Source organism: Tepidiphilus margaritifer DSM 15129, from assembly GCF_000425565.1.
In the GTDB taxonomy this organism is placed as follows: Bacteria; Pseudomonadota; Gammaproteobacteria; order Burkholderiales; family Rhodocyclaceae; genus Tepidiphilus; species Tepidiphilus margaritifer.
Genome location: NZ_AUDR01000014.1, coordinates 105,247 through 118,472 on the forward strand (window position 1 = coordinate 105,247; position 13,226 = coordinate 118,472).

Consider the following 13,226-nt stretch of genomic DNA (forward strand, 5'->3'; position numbering starts at 1 on the left):
CCCCCGGCTCCGGCCGGGGGTTTTTCATGTTTCGGATTTCCCCGCCGACTCTGCCAACGGATCCTCTCCCGTGGGATCGTCATCAAGCAGACCGAGCGGCAAATTCTTTCCCGGTTTCACCCCCAGTTCCCTGAGCGACTCGGCACGGCGCAGCAGGTTTCCCCTGCCGGTCGTGAGCTTGCCCATCGCTTTGTCGTACTCGCTGCGCGCCTGCTCCAGGCGCTGCCCGAGCGCTTGTAAGTCGGCAACGAATCCAGCGAACTTGTCGTAGAGCTCAGCACCCCGTCGGGCGATTTCTTGGGCGTTTTGATTTTGTTGCTCCTGACGCCAGAGATGCGCCACGGTACGGACGACGAAGAGCAGCGTCGAAGGGCTCACCAGCAGCACGTTGCGTTGCCAGGCGTCCATGAAGAGGTCCCTGTCGTGCGTGACGGCGAGCATGAAGGCCGGTTCGATCGGCACGAAGAGCAGTACGAAGTCGAGCGACCCCACGCCGTAGAGCACCTCGTAGCGCCGCTGCGACAGCCCTTTCATGTGCGCGCGCACCGAGTCGAGATGCCGCCTCAGCGCCGCTTGACGCCGTTCTTCGTCCTCGGCGGTCACGTAGTCTTCGTAGGCGTTGAGTGAGACCTTGGCGTCGATGACGAGATGGCGCCCCTCGGGCAGGCGGATCACGACGTCGGGCTGCAGGCGGCGTCCTTCGCCATCGGTGTGCGACACCTGCACCTCGTACTCCTCGCCGCGGCGCAACCCGGAAGCCTCCAGCACGCGTTCGAGCACGAGCTCTCCCCAGGTGCCCTGGGTCTTGCTCGACCCCTTGAGCGCCTCGGTGAGTTGCCGCGCCTCCCGGCTCAGGGTCTGGTTGAGCGCCATGAGCTGACGCACCTGCTCGGCGAGCGCCGTGCGATCCTTGCCTTCATTGACGTAGGCTTCCTCGACCTTGCGCTGGAATTCGGCCAGACGCAGCTTGAGCGGCTCGAGCAAGGATCCCAATTCGTTCTGGTTCTGCTCGGTGAAGCGGCGGGATTTTTCTTCCAGGATGTCGTTGGCCAGATTCCTGAATTGCTCGGTGAGCTGCTGGCGCGCCTCTTCGAGCAAGCGCAATTTTTCTGCCGCTGCCCGGCGTTCGGTTTCGAGTTCCTGACCCAAGGCTGCCTGGCGTTCGGCCAAGCGCCGGTTTTCTTCGAGACTCTGCTGCCAGCGAGCCTCAATCTCGGAAAGCCGCTGATTGGCCTCCGTGAGCCGCTCTTCCAGCCCGGCGCGATGTACCAGCTCGGTGCGTAACCGGGCCACTTCTTCATGCAAACCACGACGTTCACTTTCCAAAGATTCGATGCGCTGGCGCAATTCACTTTGCAGGCGCAGTTCCGCTTCTTGGCGTTGAGCGAACTCCCGCTCGAAAGCAGCCCGTTGGGCCGCGAGTGCCGATCGCGCCCAGAAAAAAGAGAGAATGGCGCCAACGAGCATTCCCAGAACAAGGAGCAGCAGAAAATCCATCGTTCTCGACCCTGGAGCGTGCACGAAGGTGCTATGATGATACGCGGATTCGTTCCATCCATAGGGAGTCGCACCATGAAACAAAACGTCGGAGGCATCGACAAGATCATCCGTATCGTCGTGGGCGTGGTGCTGATCGTGCTCGCGGTGATGGGCATCGGCACGCCCTGGACGTGGATCGGCGTGCTGCCGCTGGTCACCGGCCTCGTCGGCTGGTGTCCGCTCTACCCGCTGCTTGGCATTAGCACGTGCAAGACCAAAGAATCCGGCTCCGGCCAGAGTTCCGGTCAGGGTTCCTGAGCGTCATTGCCCTGCGGCTGGCGCGTGCGCGAGCACATTCGCCAGCCGCACGAAATCCTCGACCGTGAGCGTCTCGGCTCGGGCCTGTGGGTCGATTCCCGCCTCGATGAAGAGAGCCGGATCTGGAATCAACGCTTTCAAGGCGTTGCGTAAGGTCTTGCGCCGCTGATTGAAGGCGGCGGCGACCAACCGGGAGAATCGTTCAGGATCTTCGAGGGCATGCGTCCCCACGGGTAAGGGGATGAGACGTACGATGCTGGAAGTGACTTTTGGCACAGGCACGAACGCGCCCGGCGGTACGTCGAAGCACTTGCGCACGGCAAATCGCTGCTGCAGCATCACCGACAATCGCCCATAGGCGGCGCTGCCCGGCTCGGCCGCCATGCGATCCACCACTTCCTTTTGCAGCATGAAGGTCATGTCCGCGATGCGATCGGCGTACTCTGCGAGATGGAAGAGGAGCGGCGTCGATACGTTGTAGGGCAGATTCCCTACCACGCGCAGTGGGGCCGGCAGCGAGGCGAAATCGAAGCGCAAGGCGTCGCCCTCGATGAGCCGCAGCCGCTCCTCGGGGAAACGCTGCCGCAGGCGGGCGGCGAGATCACGGTCGAGCTCGATGGCCATGAGCTGGCCCACGGATTCGATGAGCGGCTCGGTGAGCGCGCCGAGCCCGGGGCCGATCTCGACGAGGTGCTCGCCTGGTTTCGGGTCGATCGCGGCGACGATGCGCCGGATGGTGTTGGGATCGCGCAGGAAATTCTGTCCGAAGCGCTTACGCGCCCGGTGGCCTTGTACTTCGGCGCTCACGTACCGCTTTCTCCTTGAGCGGCGAGACGCTCTTCGACCGACGCAAGCAGGCAGGCGAGCGTGACCGCCTCGAAGAGGCTGCCCGGATCCGCGCGCCCGGTGCCGGCCAGATCGAGGGCCGTGCCGTGATCGACCGAGGTGCGGATGAAGGGCAAGCCGAGGGTGACATTGACCCCATTGCCGAAGCTGGCGTACTTGAGCACCGGCAAGCCCTGGTCATGGTACATGGCAAGCTGGGCGTCACTGCCCGCGATGACCCGGGGAGTGAAGAGGGTATCGGCCGGCAAGGGACCGACGAGAGTCATGCCTTCGGCGCGCAGGCGCTCGAGCACGGGAGTGATAACCTCGATTTCTTCCCGTCCGATATGACCGCTCTCGCCGGCGTGGGGGTTGAGGCCGGCCACGAGGATGCGTGGCCGAGGGATGCCGAAACGGCGACGCAGATCTCGATCGAGGATGCGCAGCACGGCTTCGAGCCGCTGCGGCGTGACGGCGGCAGGCACTTCGGCGAGCGGCAGGTGGGTGGTGACCAGCGCCACGCGCAGCCCCGCGCCCACGAGCATCATCACCACGAGCGGGGTGCCGCTGCGCTCGGCCAGATATTCGGTATGGCCGGTAAAGATACGGCCCGAATCGGCGATGAGGCTCTTTTGGATTGGCGCCGTGACGATCGCGGCGAACGTGCCTTCGAGTACGCCGTCGATCGCCGTATCGAGCACTTCGAGCACGTACGGTGCGTTGGCCGGCTCCAGACGTCCGGGCATGGAGGGGGCGCGCAGCGGGACATGGCGTACCGACAAGGGTGCAGGATCGGTGGGATCGAATTCGGGCAGCGGCGGCACACCGCGTTGGCGCAGCAAATCCCGATCGCCGATCAGCACGAGCGGCGCGGGCCACAGACGGTCGGCAAGGCGAGCGCAGAGTTCGGGGCCGACCCCGGCGGGCTCACCGGTAGTGATGGCGATCGGTTTCATTTTGCCTCCAGCGCATCGCGGCGAATCTCGACGAAAGCTTCGGCCCGGATCGTCTGTAACCAAGCATTGTAGGTTTGCTCCAGTTTTTGCCGGCGCAGCAACTGACGAGCGTAATTGCGGCGGTAATCCTCCGAATCAGTGAGCGGCCGACGCTCCAGAACCTGGATCAGATGCCAGCCGAAAGGGGTTTTCACCGGTTGGGAGATCTCGCCGGGCGCGAGGCGGTTCATCGCTTCCTCGAATTCGGGCACCGTGTCACCCGGGTTGATCCAGCCGAGGTCACCGCCTTTGAAGGCGGAACCATCGTCGGAATTGGCCTTGGCGAGTTCGGCGAAATCGGCGCCATTGACGATGCGCTCGCGCAGTGCCAGCAATTTGGCCTTGGCCGCTTCGTCGTTGGTGGCCTGGTTGGTGCGAATCAAGATGTGGCGCACGTGGGTTTGCATCACATTGCCGGCTTCCGCTTCGATGCGGCGCATCAGGTCGGGGTTGTTCGCGAGGAAATGATCGACCTCGGCATCGGATACCGTCACCCGTCCTTCCATTTCCCGATCTCTCAGGCGGGCAATGATCATCTCGCGGCGGATCTGCTCACGGAACTGCTCGAAGGTGATGCCGTCGGCGGCCAGCGCCTGTTTGAGGGCATCGAGCGTGAGGTTGTTGCGCCGGGCAATGTCCTCGATGGCCCGATCGATGGCCGCATTCTCGACGGTGATCCCCATGCGCTTGGCCACCTGCAGCTGCAGCTTTTCCAAAATCATCTGTTCGAGCACCTGCTGACGCAGCTCGTCCTCGGGAATCTGCACGCCCTGCTTGGCCACTTGCCGCTTGGCGCGCACCATGTACTGCTGTAGCTCGGAGGAAGTGATCGGTTCGTTGTTGACGACCGCCACGACCCGGGTGAGCTCGGCGGCCGCCGCTGGCCCGGCGCAGAGCAGCGACAACGTGAAGAACAGCCCGACCAGTGCCCAGCGGCACGGCGTCGTTGAGCGCATCATAATCCTCCTTCGGTTCCGAAGATGTTGCTGGTGGCCGTTGGCATGATCTTGCCATAGCCGGGCACGGAGCGGCGCAGCAGGGTCTCGGGGTTCGAGCCGAGGCTACCCAGACCCGTAAGCTCGAGTTGAACGAAAAAGGCGGTGTTGTTGCTGTTCTCCGACAAAGCGTAGCGATGGAAGACGGTGCGCAAAACCCAACAGCCTCCATCGTACTCGACGCCGAGAATGGCCTCCGTGAGGCGATCTTCGAGCAAGGAGCGGCTCAACCGGGCGATACCGACCCACTGCTTGGCCACCGGCCATTGGGTAGCGACGCTCACGTCTTTGAGCAGATCGCGGGTGTAGCGATAGTCGAGATCGAGCACGCGCGCAAAACCCGGCTGATAGCGCACACCGGCATTGAAGCGCTGGGTCTGATCCTCGTTCGGGTTGTATTGCCAGAACGATTTGAACTGCATACGACGGGTGAGATGGATGTCCGCCTCGCCGAGGAAATCGGTACGACGGTCGAGGATCGGGCTCTCGTCGGGCATGAGCACACGCGGCGTTTGGAAATAATAACGCTCGCCGAACGTGAGACGCAGCCGCTCCCATCCCGTTTCGGATTCGAGCAGGCGCGTGGTCGCCGCCACGGTGACCTGGTCGGCATCGGAGATACGATCGTCGCCGACGTAGCGGTTGGGATAGAAGATCTGGGCAAAACCGTAGCCGAAACGCGCCGTGTCGAAGAGCGGGATGTCATCCTGGCGCCGGTAAGGGGTTTTCACATAGTAGATGCGCGGCTCGAGCGTCTGCAGCCAGTCGCGGCCGAAGAAACTCGCATCCCGCTCGAAAGCGAGCCCTAGGTCGAGCGAGGCGATCGGCAGACTGCGCGTGATGGACGTGCGTCCCCCGTCGATCGCCGCTTCGTCGAGATCGTAGCGAGTGTAATGCCATTGCAGCTTCGGTTCGAAATGCCACCAGCTGCGGTAGATGGGCAGGGAAAGGGATGGGGTGAACATCGTCCGGCTACCATTGACCCATTTCATGCGGTCGTAGAGGTCGATGCTGCCTGCGTCTTTGTGGCGGAATTCGGTGTACTGACCGCCGAGATCGAGCTGGACGCCGGCGGGAAGCGAAAAAGGATCGTGCCACAAGGAAAGCCGCGGCAGCAAACGATAGGGGTCGGTGACGTCGCTGTCGACCGTCTGATATTCCTGAAGCATCAGGCCGCCGTGCCAGCCCGTCGGCCCATTGTAGTTGAGCTGCCCCTGGCGCAGCAGTTGGGAAGTCGAGGTGAGCTCGACGCGATCGCTCAGGTCACGAAAATAGTTTTTGTCGCTGACGGCGTTGAGATCCAGCGCATAAGACCATTCGGAAGAAAGGGCCTGCTGATGCTGGAAAGACCCCAGGGCCCGGGTGCGACCGGCTTCCCAATCGTCCGGCAAGATTTCCGCCCGAATCTCCCCTTTATAATTTGGGGTCAAATACCGATACTCGCCCCCCACTTGCAGACCACGCTGGGCCATGAACCGTGTGGTGAGCGTCGCGTCGTAGTTGGGCGCGAGGTTGAAGTAATATGGAACGGAAGCATCGAACCCGGTCTTGGTCGACATGCCGACCTTGGGGGCGAGAAACCCTGATTCACGCTGCCGCCCCAGGGAAAATTCCGCATAGGGCGAGGCGAGGATCGTCGTCCCCTTGAAGACGAGCGCCATGTCGTGGGCAACGGCCTGGTTGCGGTCGTAATCGAGCTGCAGCTCGCCGGCCTTGACGTACCAGTCGGGGTCCGGCGCCTTGCAACTCGTCCAGGTGCCATTGAGCAGGCGGTAGTGGTTCTCTCCCTCGAAGAAGAGTTTCTCCCCCTGACCGTGACCTGCGCGGCTCTGATCCTTGACGTTCTCCGGCGGATCGTAGCGATAGACCGGCTGTTCGATCTCGCCTTCCTTGGCCGTGACGTACAGACGGCCGCGAGGCCCTTCGACCTGGAACCCCTTGGCCGTGTCCTGAATGACGAGATGCCCTTCGCCGCTCGCTTCATCGGTGAGCTCGTCGAAGCGCAAGCGATCGCCCTGGATGCGAAGGTTTTCGCGTATGAGGATGGCGTTGCCGATCGCCTCGACGGCGGCGCCCCGCTCGCCACGGATCTCGTCGGCTTCGACGATCGTCCCCTTGGGCAAAAGGGGAACCTCGACGCCGCTTGCCGTATCGGTGGATAGGCGGATACGGGGAGCTTCCTGAGGCTGGGCCACTCGGGGTCCGCCAGCGGGCGGCAGAGACGGCGTCGGGCTTGCCGGCGCCTGAGGTGAAACCGCAGCAGGGGCACCTGGCGAGGCGACAGCCGGTGCTTGCGCCGCGGCCGGAGCGGAAACAGCCGGGGCAGCTTGTTGGGACGCAGAAGGAGCGGGTTGCGGCGAACCGGCCGGAGGCAAAGGCTGAGCACTGCCTCCCGCGGGTGAAGGGACGACGACGGTGACCGAGGCACCGGAGGGTGCCGGAGGGGGCGCAGGAGCAGGCTTGGACGCCGGCGGCAAGCCAAGGAGCTCCGGTTTCACCGGCAAGGGCGGCAAGGGTTGGGCGACCGCCTTGGCACACGGCAGGCTCCAGGCCAAGAATACCGCTGCCCAGGCGAGCAAGGCAAAGTTTTCCCTGTCACGCAAAATCGGACTCCCCCGAAGTCACGGGCACACAGCCTCGGCTTTGTTAAAATCGTCCGCCATTGTACCGCAAGGAACTCGCCCTCATGGATCGCTTCGCGCGCCTGCGCCATTGGCTCGCCGATCTCGGCATCGCTGCCGAACCCCTTCCAGCGAGCGCCGACGCCAGCTTTCGCCGCTACTGGCGCGTTGCCCTGCCAGAAGGCGGGACGCGCATCGTCATGGACGCTCCGCCCGACAAGGAGCCTGTCGGCCCCTGGCTCGCCGTGCAGAGGCTGCTCTACGAGGCCGGCATCGCCGTGCCGCGCGTGGAGGCGGTCGACGCGGCCGAAGGCTTCGTGCTGATGGAGGATTTCGGCGACCGCCCCTACGCTGGCAACGTTCCCCTCGAATCCGCCCACGAGCGCTACGCCCAGGCCCTGGGAACGCTGGCCACCTTGCAGTCCCTGCCGCGCCCCGATTGGCTGCCGGACTATGATCGGGAAAAACTGCTCACCGAGCTGCGCCTCTTTCCCGAATGGTACCTGCAGCGCCACCTGGGCGTGACGCTCACGGCCAGCGAAGAAACGATGCTCGAACGGCTCTTCGCGGTGCTGGTGGAACGGGCGCTCGCGCAACCGCGGGTCTTCGTGCATCGTGACTACCACAGCCGCAACCTGATGCTGCTCGACGAGGATCGCGGTCCGGGGGTACTCGATTTTCAGGATGCGGTCTGGGGCCCGATCACCTACGACGCGGTCTCGCTCTTCAAGGATGCCTACGTCGATCTGACCGAAGAATTCGCGCTCGACCTGCTGGTACGCTACTGGCAGGTGGCCAAGCGCCTGGGGCTGCCGATCCACGCCGAGTTCGAGTCCTTTTATACCGACTACGAGTGGATGGGCGTACAGCGCCACCTCAAGGTGCTGGGCATCTTCGCCCGGCTCGCACATCGCGACGGCAAGACGCGCTACCTCGAAGATCTGCCGCGCGTGCGCCGTCATTTGCTGCTGGCGAGCCGCCGCTACGGGGAACTCGCCCCCTTGCGCCGATTGCTGGAGCGTCTGCATCCGGAGGATCTGGCCGTTGGGTATACCTTCTGAGGGATTCGTGGCGATGGTGCTCGCCGCCGGACGCGGTGAGCGCCTGCGCCCACTCACCGACACCTGCCCCAAGCCGCTGGTCGAGGTGGGCGGAAAGGCGCTCATCGACCACTGGCTCGACCGGCTCGCTGACGCTGGCTGCCGCCGCGCCGTAGTCAATCCCTGCTGGCTCGGCGAGCGGATCGTTGCGCACCTCGCGCGGCGCGAGGGACCCCCGCCATTGCGCTTCAGCCCCGAGCCAGCGCCGGGCCTGGAGACGGCCGGAGGGGTGCGCCAGGCGTTGGCGCTCATCGATGCCGAGTCGTTTCTCGTCGTCAATGCCGACGTCTATTGCCCGCTCGACGTGGCCGCTTTCGTATGCCGCGCCCAGCGCCAGCTCCAAGCCGGGTTCCTCGCCCATCTTCTGCTCGTCCCCAATCCGGCACACCGTCCCGGCGGAGACTTCGCCTTGGGGAAGGATGCGATGGTGTATCCTGACGCGGAAGATGCGCGGGGGAAGCCGCTCACCTTCGCCGGCATCGGTTTTTACTGCGCGGAGTTCTTCCGGCCGCTGCCGGCCGGAAAACGCACGCCGCTCGCGCCGCTCTTGCGCGCAGCGATGCAAGAGGGCAAGGTGAGCGGGGAGCGCTACGACGGCCTGTGGGTCGACGTCGGCACCCCCGAACGATTGCACGCCCTGCGCCGCCAGTTGTCGGCGGCATCCGAGGAGAGCAAATGAACCCCGATTTCCCCATCGGTCGTTACCACGAAGACCTGAGTGCCTTCGCCAAGCGCCGTGCGAGCCTCTTGCATCAACTCGAAGTCGCCGGCGGCGGTGCCTTGCTCTTGCCTACGGCCCCCGAGCGTATCCGCAACGGCGGCACCACCTATCCCTACCGTTTCGACAGCGACTTCTACTACCTCACCGGCTACATCGAACCAGACGCCTGGCTGTTGCTGCGTACCTACGAAGAACCGCGCAGCGTGCTTTTTTGCCGCGACCGCGATCCGGAAAAGGAGTTGTGGGAAGGGCGTCGTCTGGGCGTGGCCGCCGCCCCCCAGGCATTGGGGCTGGAAGCGGCGTTGCCGCTCGCCGAGCTCGATGAGAAACTGCCGGAACTTCTCACCGGCGCGCCGGCGCTGTGGCTGCCGCTCGCGGAGAACGAGGAGATCGACGCCCGCCTGCGGCGGCTGCTACCGAATCTGCGCGCCAAGGCCAGGCTCGGCCCGCCGGCCCCGGCTACCCTGCACGACGCCCGCGCGCTCATCGCCCGCATGCGCCGCGTCAAGGATGCCTTCGAGCTCGACCTGATGCAGCGCAGTGCGAGCATCGCCGCCCATGCCCACCGCCGCGCCATGCGCGTCTGCCGCCCTGGCATGCATGAATACACGCTGGAAGCGGAACTGATCGCCGAATTTCGCCGCCACGGCGCCCAAGGCCCCTCCTACCCCTCCATCGTCGCCGGCGGGGCCAATGCCTGCATCCTGCACTACACCGACAACCGCTCGCGGCTGAAGGCGGGCGAGCTCGTCCTCATCGACGCGGGCTGCGAATACGACGGCTACGCCTCGGACATCACCCGAACTTTCCCTGTAGACGGGCGATTCCGCCCGCCGCAGCGGCGACTCTACGACCTCGTGCTCGCGGCACAGGAGGCGGCGATCGCCGCGATCCGCCCCGGCGCCACCTTCGACGAGCCCCACCAGGCGGCGGTGCGCGTGCTCGTCCAGGGGTTGCTCGACCTGGGGCTCCTCTCCGGTTCGCTCGACGAAGCGCTCGAACGGCAGACCTACAAACGCTTCTACATGCACCGCACCGGCCACTGGCTCGGCCTGGACGTGCACGACGCCGGCCCCACGCACGAGAACGGCCAGCCGGTGACGCTCGTGCCCGGCATGGTGCTCACCGTCGAACCGGGGCTCTACGTGCCCGAGGCCGACGACGTACCGCGCGACTTCTGGAACCTCGGCATCCGCATCGAGGACGACGCCCTCGTCACCGAATCCGGCTGTCGGCTCCTCACGCGCGACGTACCGGTTGCGCCCGAGGCGATCGAAGCGCTGATGCAACACGAAGCGGCTTGACCCGAGGACGATCACCATGCCCATTCCCTCCTCTGCCCCGGAAGTCGCCATCGTCGGTGCCGGCCCCGTGGGGCTGACCCTCGCCCTGTGGTTGCATGAACTTGGTCGAGACGCAGCGGTGTTCGACGCCCGCCCGCGCGCACGGCTCACCGATGATGCCCGGGTTCTGGCACTCTCACTCGGCACCTGGCGCCAGTTCGAACGGCTGCAGATCGCCGAGCGGCTCCCGGCCACGCCGATCCGCACGATCCACGTCTCGCAGCACGGTTTCGGCCGCGTGCGGTTGGATGCGAAAACGCTGGGAGTGCCTTTCTTCGGCGCGGTCGTGCGCGCGGCCGATCTCATCGCGGCGCTGCTCGAGGCGGCACGGGCGCGCGGCATCCCGCTGCTGGACGAGACGCCGGTCGAGGAAACGCAAGCCCAGGGCGAGCGCATCGCCCTCACCACGCCCCGAGGCGTCTTCCACGCCCGACTCTGCGCCCGCGCCGAGGGACGGCTTCCGGCCGAGGCCGAAGGGGTCGTCTCCCACGACTATGGCCAGAGCGCTCTCATCGGCTGGGTGCACGCCGAGGGGCTTGCGCCGGAGACCGCCGTCGAACGCTTCACTTCCCAAGGACCCGCGGCGCTCCTGCCCGATCACGGCCAATGGACCTTCGTCCACGCGCTGCCGCACGGCGAGGCCGAACGCGCCCTGGCGCAGCCCGACGCCGATTACTCGGCCCGTCTGGAACACGCCTTCGGCAATCGCTGGCGCCTGAGCGAGATTCGCGGGCGTGCCGCTTATCCTTTGGTGCTGCGCTGGCGCCGCCGACCGGTGGCCGAGCGCACGGTCTGGCTGGGCAACGCGGCGCAGACTCTGCACCCGGTCGCAGGACAAGGGTTCAATCTCGCCGCACGCGACCTCGCCACCCTGGTAGAGCTGCTGCGTGAGGCCGATGATCCCGGCAGCGCCTGGACGCTGGAGCGCTACGCCCGGCGCCGCGCCCCCGATCGACGGCTCACCATCGGCATCACCGACGGTTTCGTGCGCGGATTCCTGCCCCAAGAGGGCTTGCTGCCGCTTGCGCGCGGTGCCGCCCTGCTCACGCTCGATGCCTGCCTGCCGCTCAAGGCGCTCTTCGCGCGGCAGATGATGTTCGGTTGGCGATGAAGCAGAACGTGAGTTTTTCCCTTCCATGCTCGTAATCCCGTTGCGAACCACGGGCAGAACGGAACGGTGATACACTCGAAAGTCCCGTTTCTGCGCGCTCCGTCATGTCGCCTACGCCGCTAGAACTTGCCCGCGATACCCTGCGCCGCTTGGCTCAGCTGCAGCAACCGCCCACCCCCGAGAACTACACTCGCGTCTACTGCGAACTGGCTGGCGAACCGGAACCGCTGCCACCGAGGCTCGTTCGCTTGCTCGAGCAGATCGTGGCCAAACTTCCCCGCGCGGGAGAGCGTGTCTGCACGGCGCTCGGGCGAGCGCGGGATCATCTCAAGCGCAACGAAACGGCCCAAGCACTGGCCGATGTCGAAGAAGCCTTGCTCGCTCTACCGCCGGCCCACGAAACGGAAGTTTCGTGGGTCGCCCTGATCCGCCAACTGATCGATGCTTGGGAGCATGCCGCTCCCGGTTGGACGCCGGAGCGCAAACTTCACGCTTTGGAATCGATCCTCGCGGACGGACAAAGCCGTTGGTTTCCCCGACGGCTCGAGCGTTTCATCTCGGGGTTGCGCCAATCTCCTGGGGAATCTGCTCCAACCTCGAGCACGATGACTCAAGAGGTTCGAGCGGTCGATACCGTTGCCCTCATCGGGGGTCTCCTCGAGCTGCTCCGTCGCTCCCTGCAAGCGCTCGAGCTCGTCGGCAGCGACAACGACGGCATCAGGGCCGAGTTGGCCCATCTGCGCGCTGAACTGCTCCAGCCAACCCCAACCTTCACCCCGCAGTTGCTGCGCCTGCTGCAGGAACGGCTCGACGCCCTGCTCGACCCCTTGCAACATGCCCTCGAGCACAAGCGCGCAGCCGAGGCCGAACTCAAACGCCTGCTGGCGGATTTCCTCTCGCACTTGGGGCGCATGAGCCGAGAGACCAAGCAGTATCAGAGACAGCTCCAGCAGGCAGCAACGGCCATCGAACAGGCCGACGATCTCGCGTCCGTCGCGGGTGAGCTACGCGCTTTGCTTCAGGCGACGCATCACATGAGCAAAGTCACGCGCCAAGCGCACGAAGAACTCGAACGCACCCGCCGCGACGCCGAGGATGCCGATGCCAAGGTACGTGAATTGGAAGCACAGCTACATTCGCTCAACGAACGGCTCATGCGCGACCCCCTCACCGGTCTTTACAACCGAAACGGCTTGGAGACCGCCTTTTCCCGGTCGATCGAGGCGCTACGCCACGGCCGCATCCCTTCGCTCACGCTGGGTGTGATCGATCTCGACGACTTCAAACGCATCAACGATCTCTTCGGTCATCAAGCCGGCGACGATTCCCTCAAATTTCTCGCCAAGATCGCCCGCAAGCATCTGCGCGAACAAGACGTCATCGGCCGCTACGGCGGGGAAGAATTCGTCGTCATCCTGCCGGGCGCGACTGCCGAGACCTCCGCCGAGATCCTGCGCCGGCTGCAACGCATTCTCACGCGCGAGATTTTTTTCCAGGACGATCGCCATCGCGTCGTCACCTTCAGCGCCGGCGTCGCCGACGTGCGCCCCGAAGATACGTGGGAGAGCGCCTTCGAGCGTGCCGATCAGGCGATGTACCGCGCCAAGCGCGCCGGCAAGAACCGCGTCTTCGTCGCCGACACCTGAAGCCCTCCCCGCGGTATACTTTTCCCTTGGCAGAGAAACCCCCGTTTCCGACGTGCGACCGATGGCGGACGC

At 65.0% G+C, this 13,226-nt stretch carries 11 protein-coding genes; 6 read left to right on the forward strand and 5 right to left on the reverse strand.

The window, feature by feature from the left end; all coding sequences use genetic code 11:
- Positions 1 to 24 precede the first annotated feature (24 nt).
- Positions 25 to 1,497 carry a DNA recombination protein RmuC gene (locus H607_RS11500; protein ID WP_051240603.1) on the reverse strand — a complete coding sequence of 491 codons (1,473 nt, stop codon included), beginning with the start codon at positions 1,495 to 1,497 and terminating at the stop codon, positions 25 to 27.
- Positions 1,498 to 1,572: 75 nt separating this feature from the next.
- Between H607_RS11500 and H607_RS0103105 the strand changes: the two genes are divergently transcribed.
- The gene (locus H607_RS0103105; RefSeq protein ID WP_028874220.1) at positions 1,573 to 1,797 is read left to right on the forward strand and encodes a YgaP family membrane protein; all 225 of its coding nucleotides are present in this window, start codon (positions 1,573 to 1,575) and stop codon (positions 1,795 to 1,797) included.
- Positions 1,798 to 1,800: 3 nt separating this feature from the next.
- Here H607_RS0103105 and rsmA read toward each other — a convergent pair whose 3' ends face one another.
- The 4 genes from rsmA to H607_RS11510 are packed head-to-tail and all read right to left on the reverse strand — an operon-like array spanning position 1,801 to position 6,807.
- Positions 1,801 to 2,604: a 16S rRNA (adenine(1518)-N(6)/adenine(1519)-N(6))-dimethyltransferase RsmA gene (gene rsmA / locus H607_RS0103110; RefSeq protein ID WP_028874221.1), complete on the reverse strand. Its 804-nt coding sequence runs from the start codon at positions 2,602 to 2,604 to the stop codon at positions 1,801 to 1,803.
- Positions 2,601 to 3,578: a 4-hydroxythreonine-4-phosphate dehydrogenase PdxA gene (gene pdxA, locus H607_RS0103115; RefSeq protein WP_028874222.1), complete on the reverse strand. Its 978-nt coding sequence runs from the start codon at positions 3,576 to 3,578 to the stop codon at positions 2,601 to 2,603. The genes rsmA and pdxA overlap by 4 nt, the downstream gene beginning before the upstream one ends.
- Positions 3,575 to 4,576 (reverse strand): peptidylprolyl isomerase, encoded by a 1,002-nt coding sequence (locus tag H607_RS11505; RefSeq protein ID WP_083961910.1) that lies wholly within the window; start codon positions 4,574 to 4,576, stop codon positions 3,575 to 3,577. Before H607_RS11505 ends, pdxA begins: the two co-directional genes overlap by 4 nt.
- Positions 4,573 to 6,807 (reverse strand): LPS-assembly protein LptD, encoded by a 2,235-nt coding sequence (locus tag H607_RS11510; protein WP_211218458.1) that lies wholly within the window; start codon positions 6,805 to 6,807, stop codon positions 4,573 to 4,575. Before H607_RS11510 ends, H607_RS11505 begins: the two co-directional genes overlap by 4 nt.
- A gap of 491 nt (positions 6,808 to 7,298) precedes the next feature.
- On the opposite strand from H607_RS11510, the gene H607_RS0103130 reads away from it, so the two are divergent.
- The 5 genes from H607_RS0103130 to H607_RS0103150 all read left to right on the forward strand — a co-directional run bounded on the left by H607_RS0103130 (position 7,299) and on the right by H607_RS0103150 (position 13,154).
- Positions 7,299 to 8,294 (forward strand): aminoglycoside phosphotransferase family protein, encoded by a 996-nt coding sequence (locus H607_RS0103130; RefSeq protein ID WP_028874223.1) that lies wholly within the window; start codon positions 7,299 to 7,301, stop codon positions 8,292 to 8,294.
- Between the two features lie 13 nt (positions 8,295 to 8,307).
- Entirely contained in the window at positions 8,308 to 9,012 is a 705-nt protein-coding gene (locus H607_RS0103135) for a sugar phosphate nucleotidyltransferase (protein WP_028874224.1), read from the forward strand.
- The gene (pepP, locus tag H607_RS0103140) at positions 9,009 to 10,358 is read left to right on the forward strand and encodes a Xaa-Pro aminopeptidase (protein ID WP_051240606.1); all 1,350 of its coding nucleotides are present in this window, start codon (positions 9,009 to 9,011) and stop codon (positions 10,356 to 10,358) included. Before H607_RS0103135 ends, pepP begins: the two co-directional genes overlap by 4 nt.
- A 16-nt stretch (positions 10,359 to 10,374) precedes the next feature.
- Complete coding sequence (locus H607_RS0103145) at positions 10,375 to 11,508, forward strand: FAD-dependent monooxygenase (RefSeq protein ID WP_028874226.1); 1,134 nt, start codon at positions 10,375 to 10,377, stop codon at positions 11,506 to 11,508.
- A 104-nt stretch (positions 11,509 to 11,612) separates the two neighbouring features.
- Positions 11,613 to 13,154: a GGDEF domain-containing protein gene (locus H607_RS0103150; RefSeq protein ID WP_028874227.1), complete on the forward strand. Its 1,542-nt coding sequence runs from the start codon at positions 11,613 to 11,615 to the stop codon at positions 13,152 to 13,154.
- Positions 13,155 to 13,226: the final 72 nt, after the last annotated feature.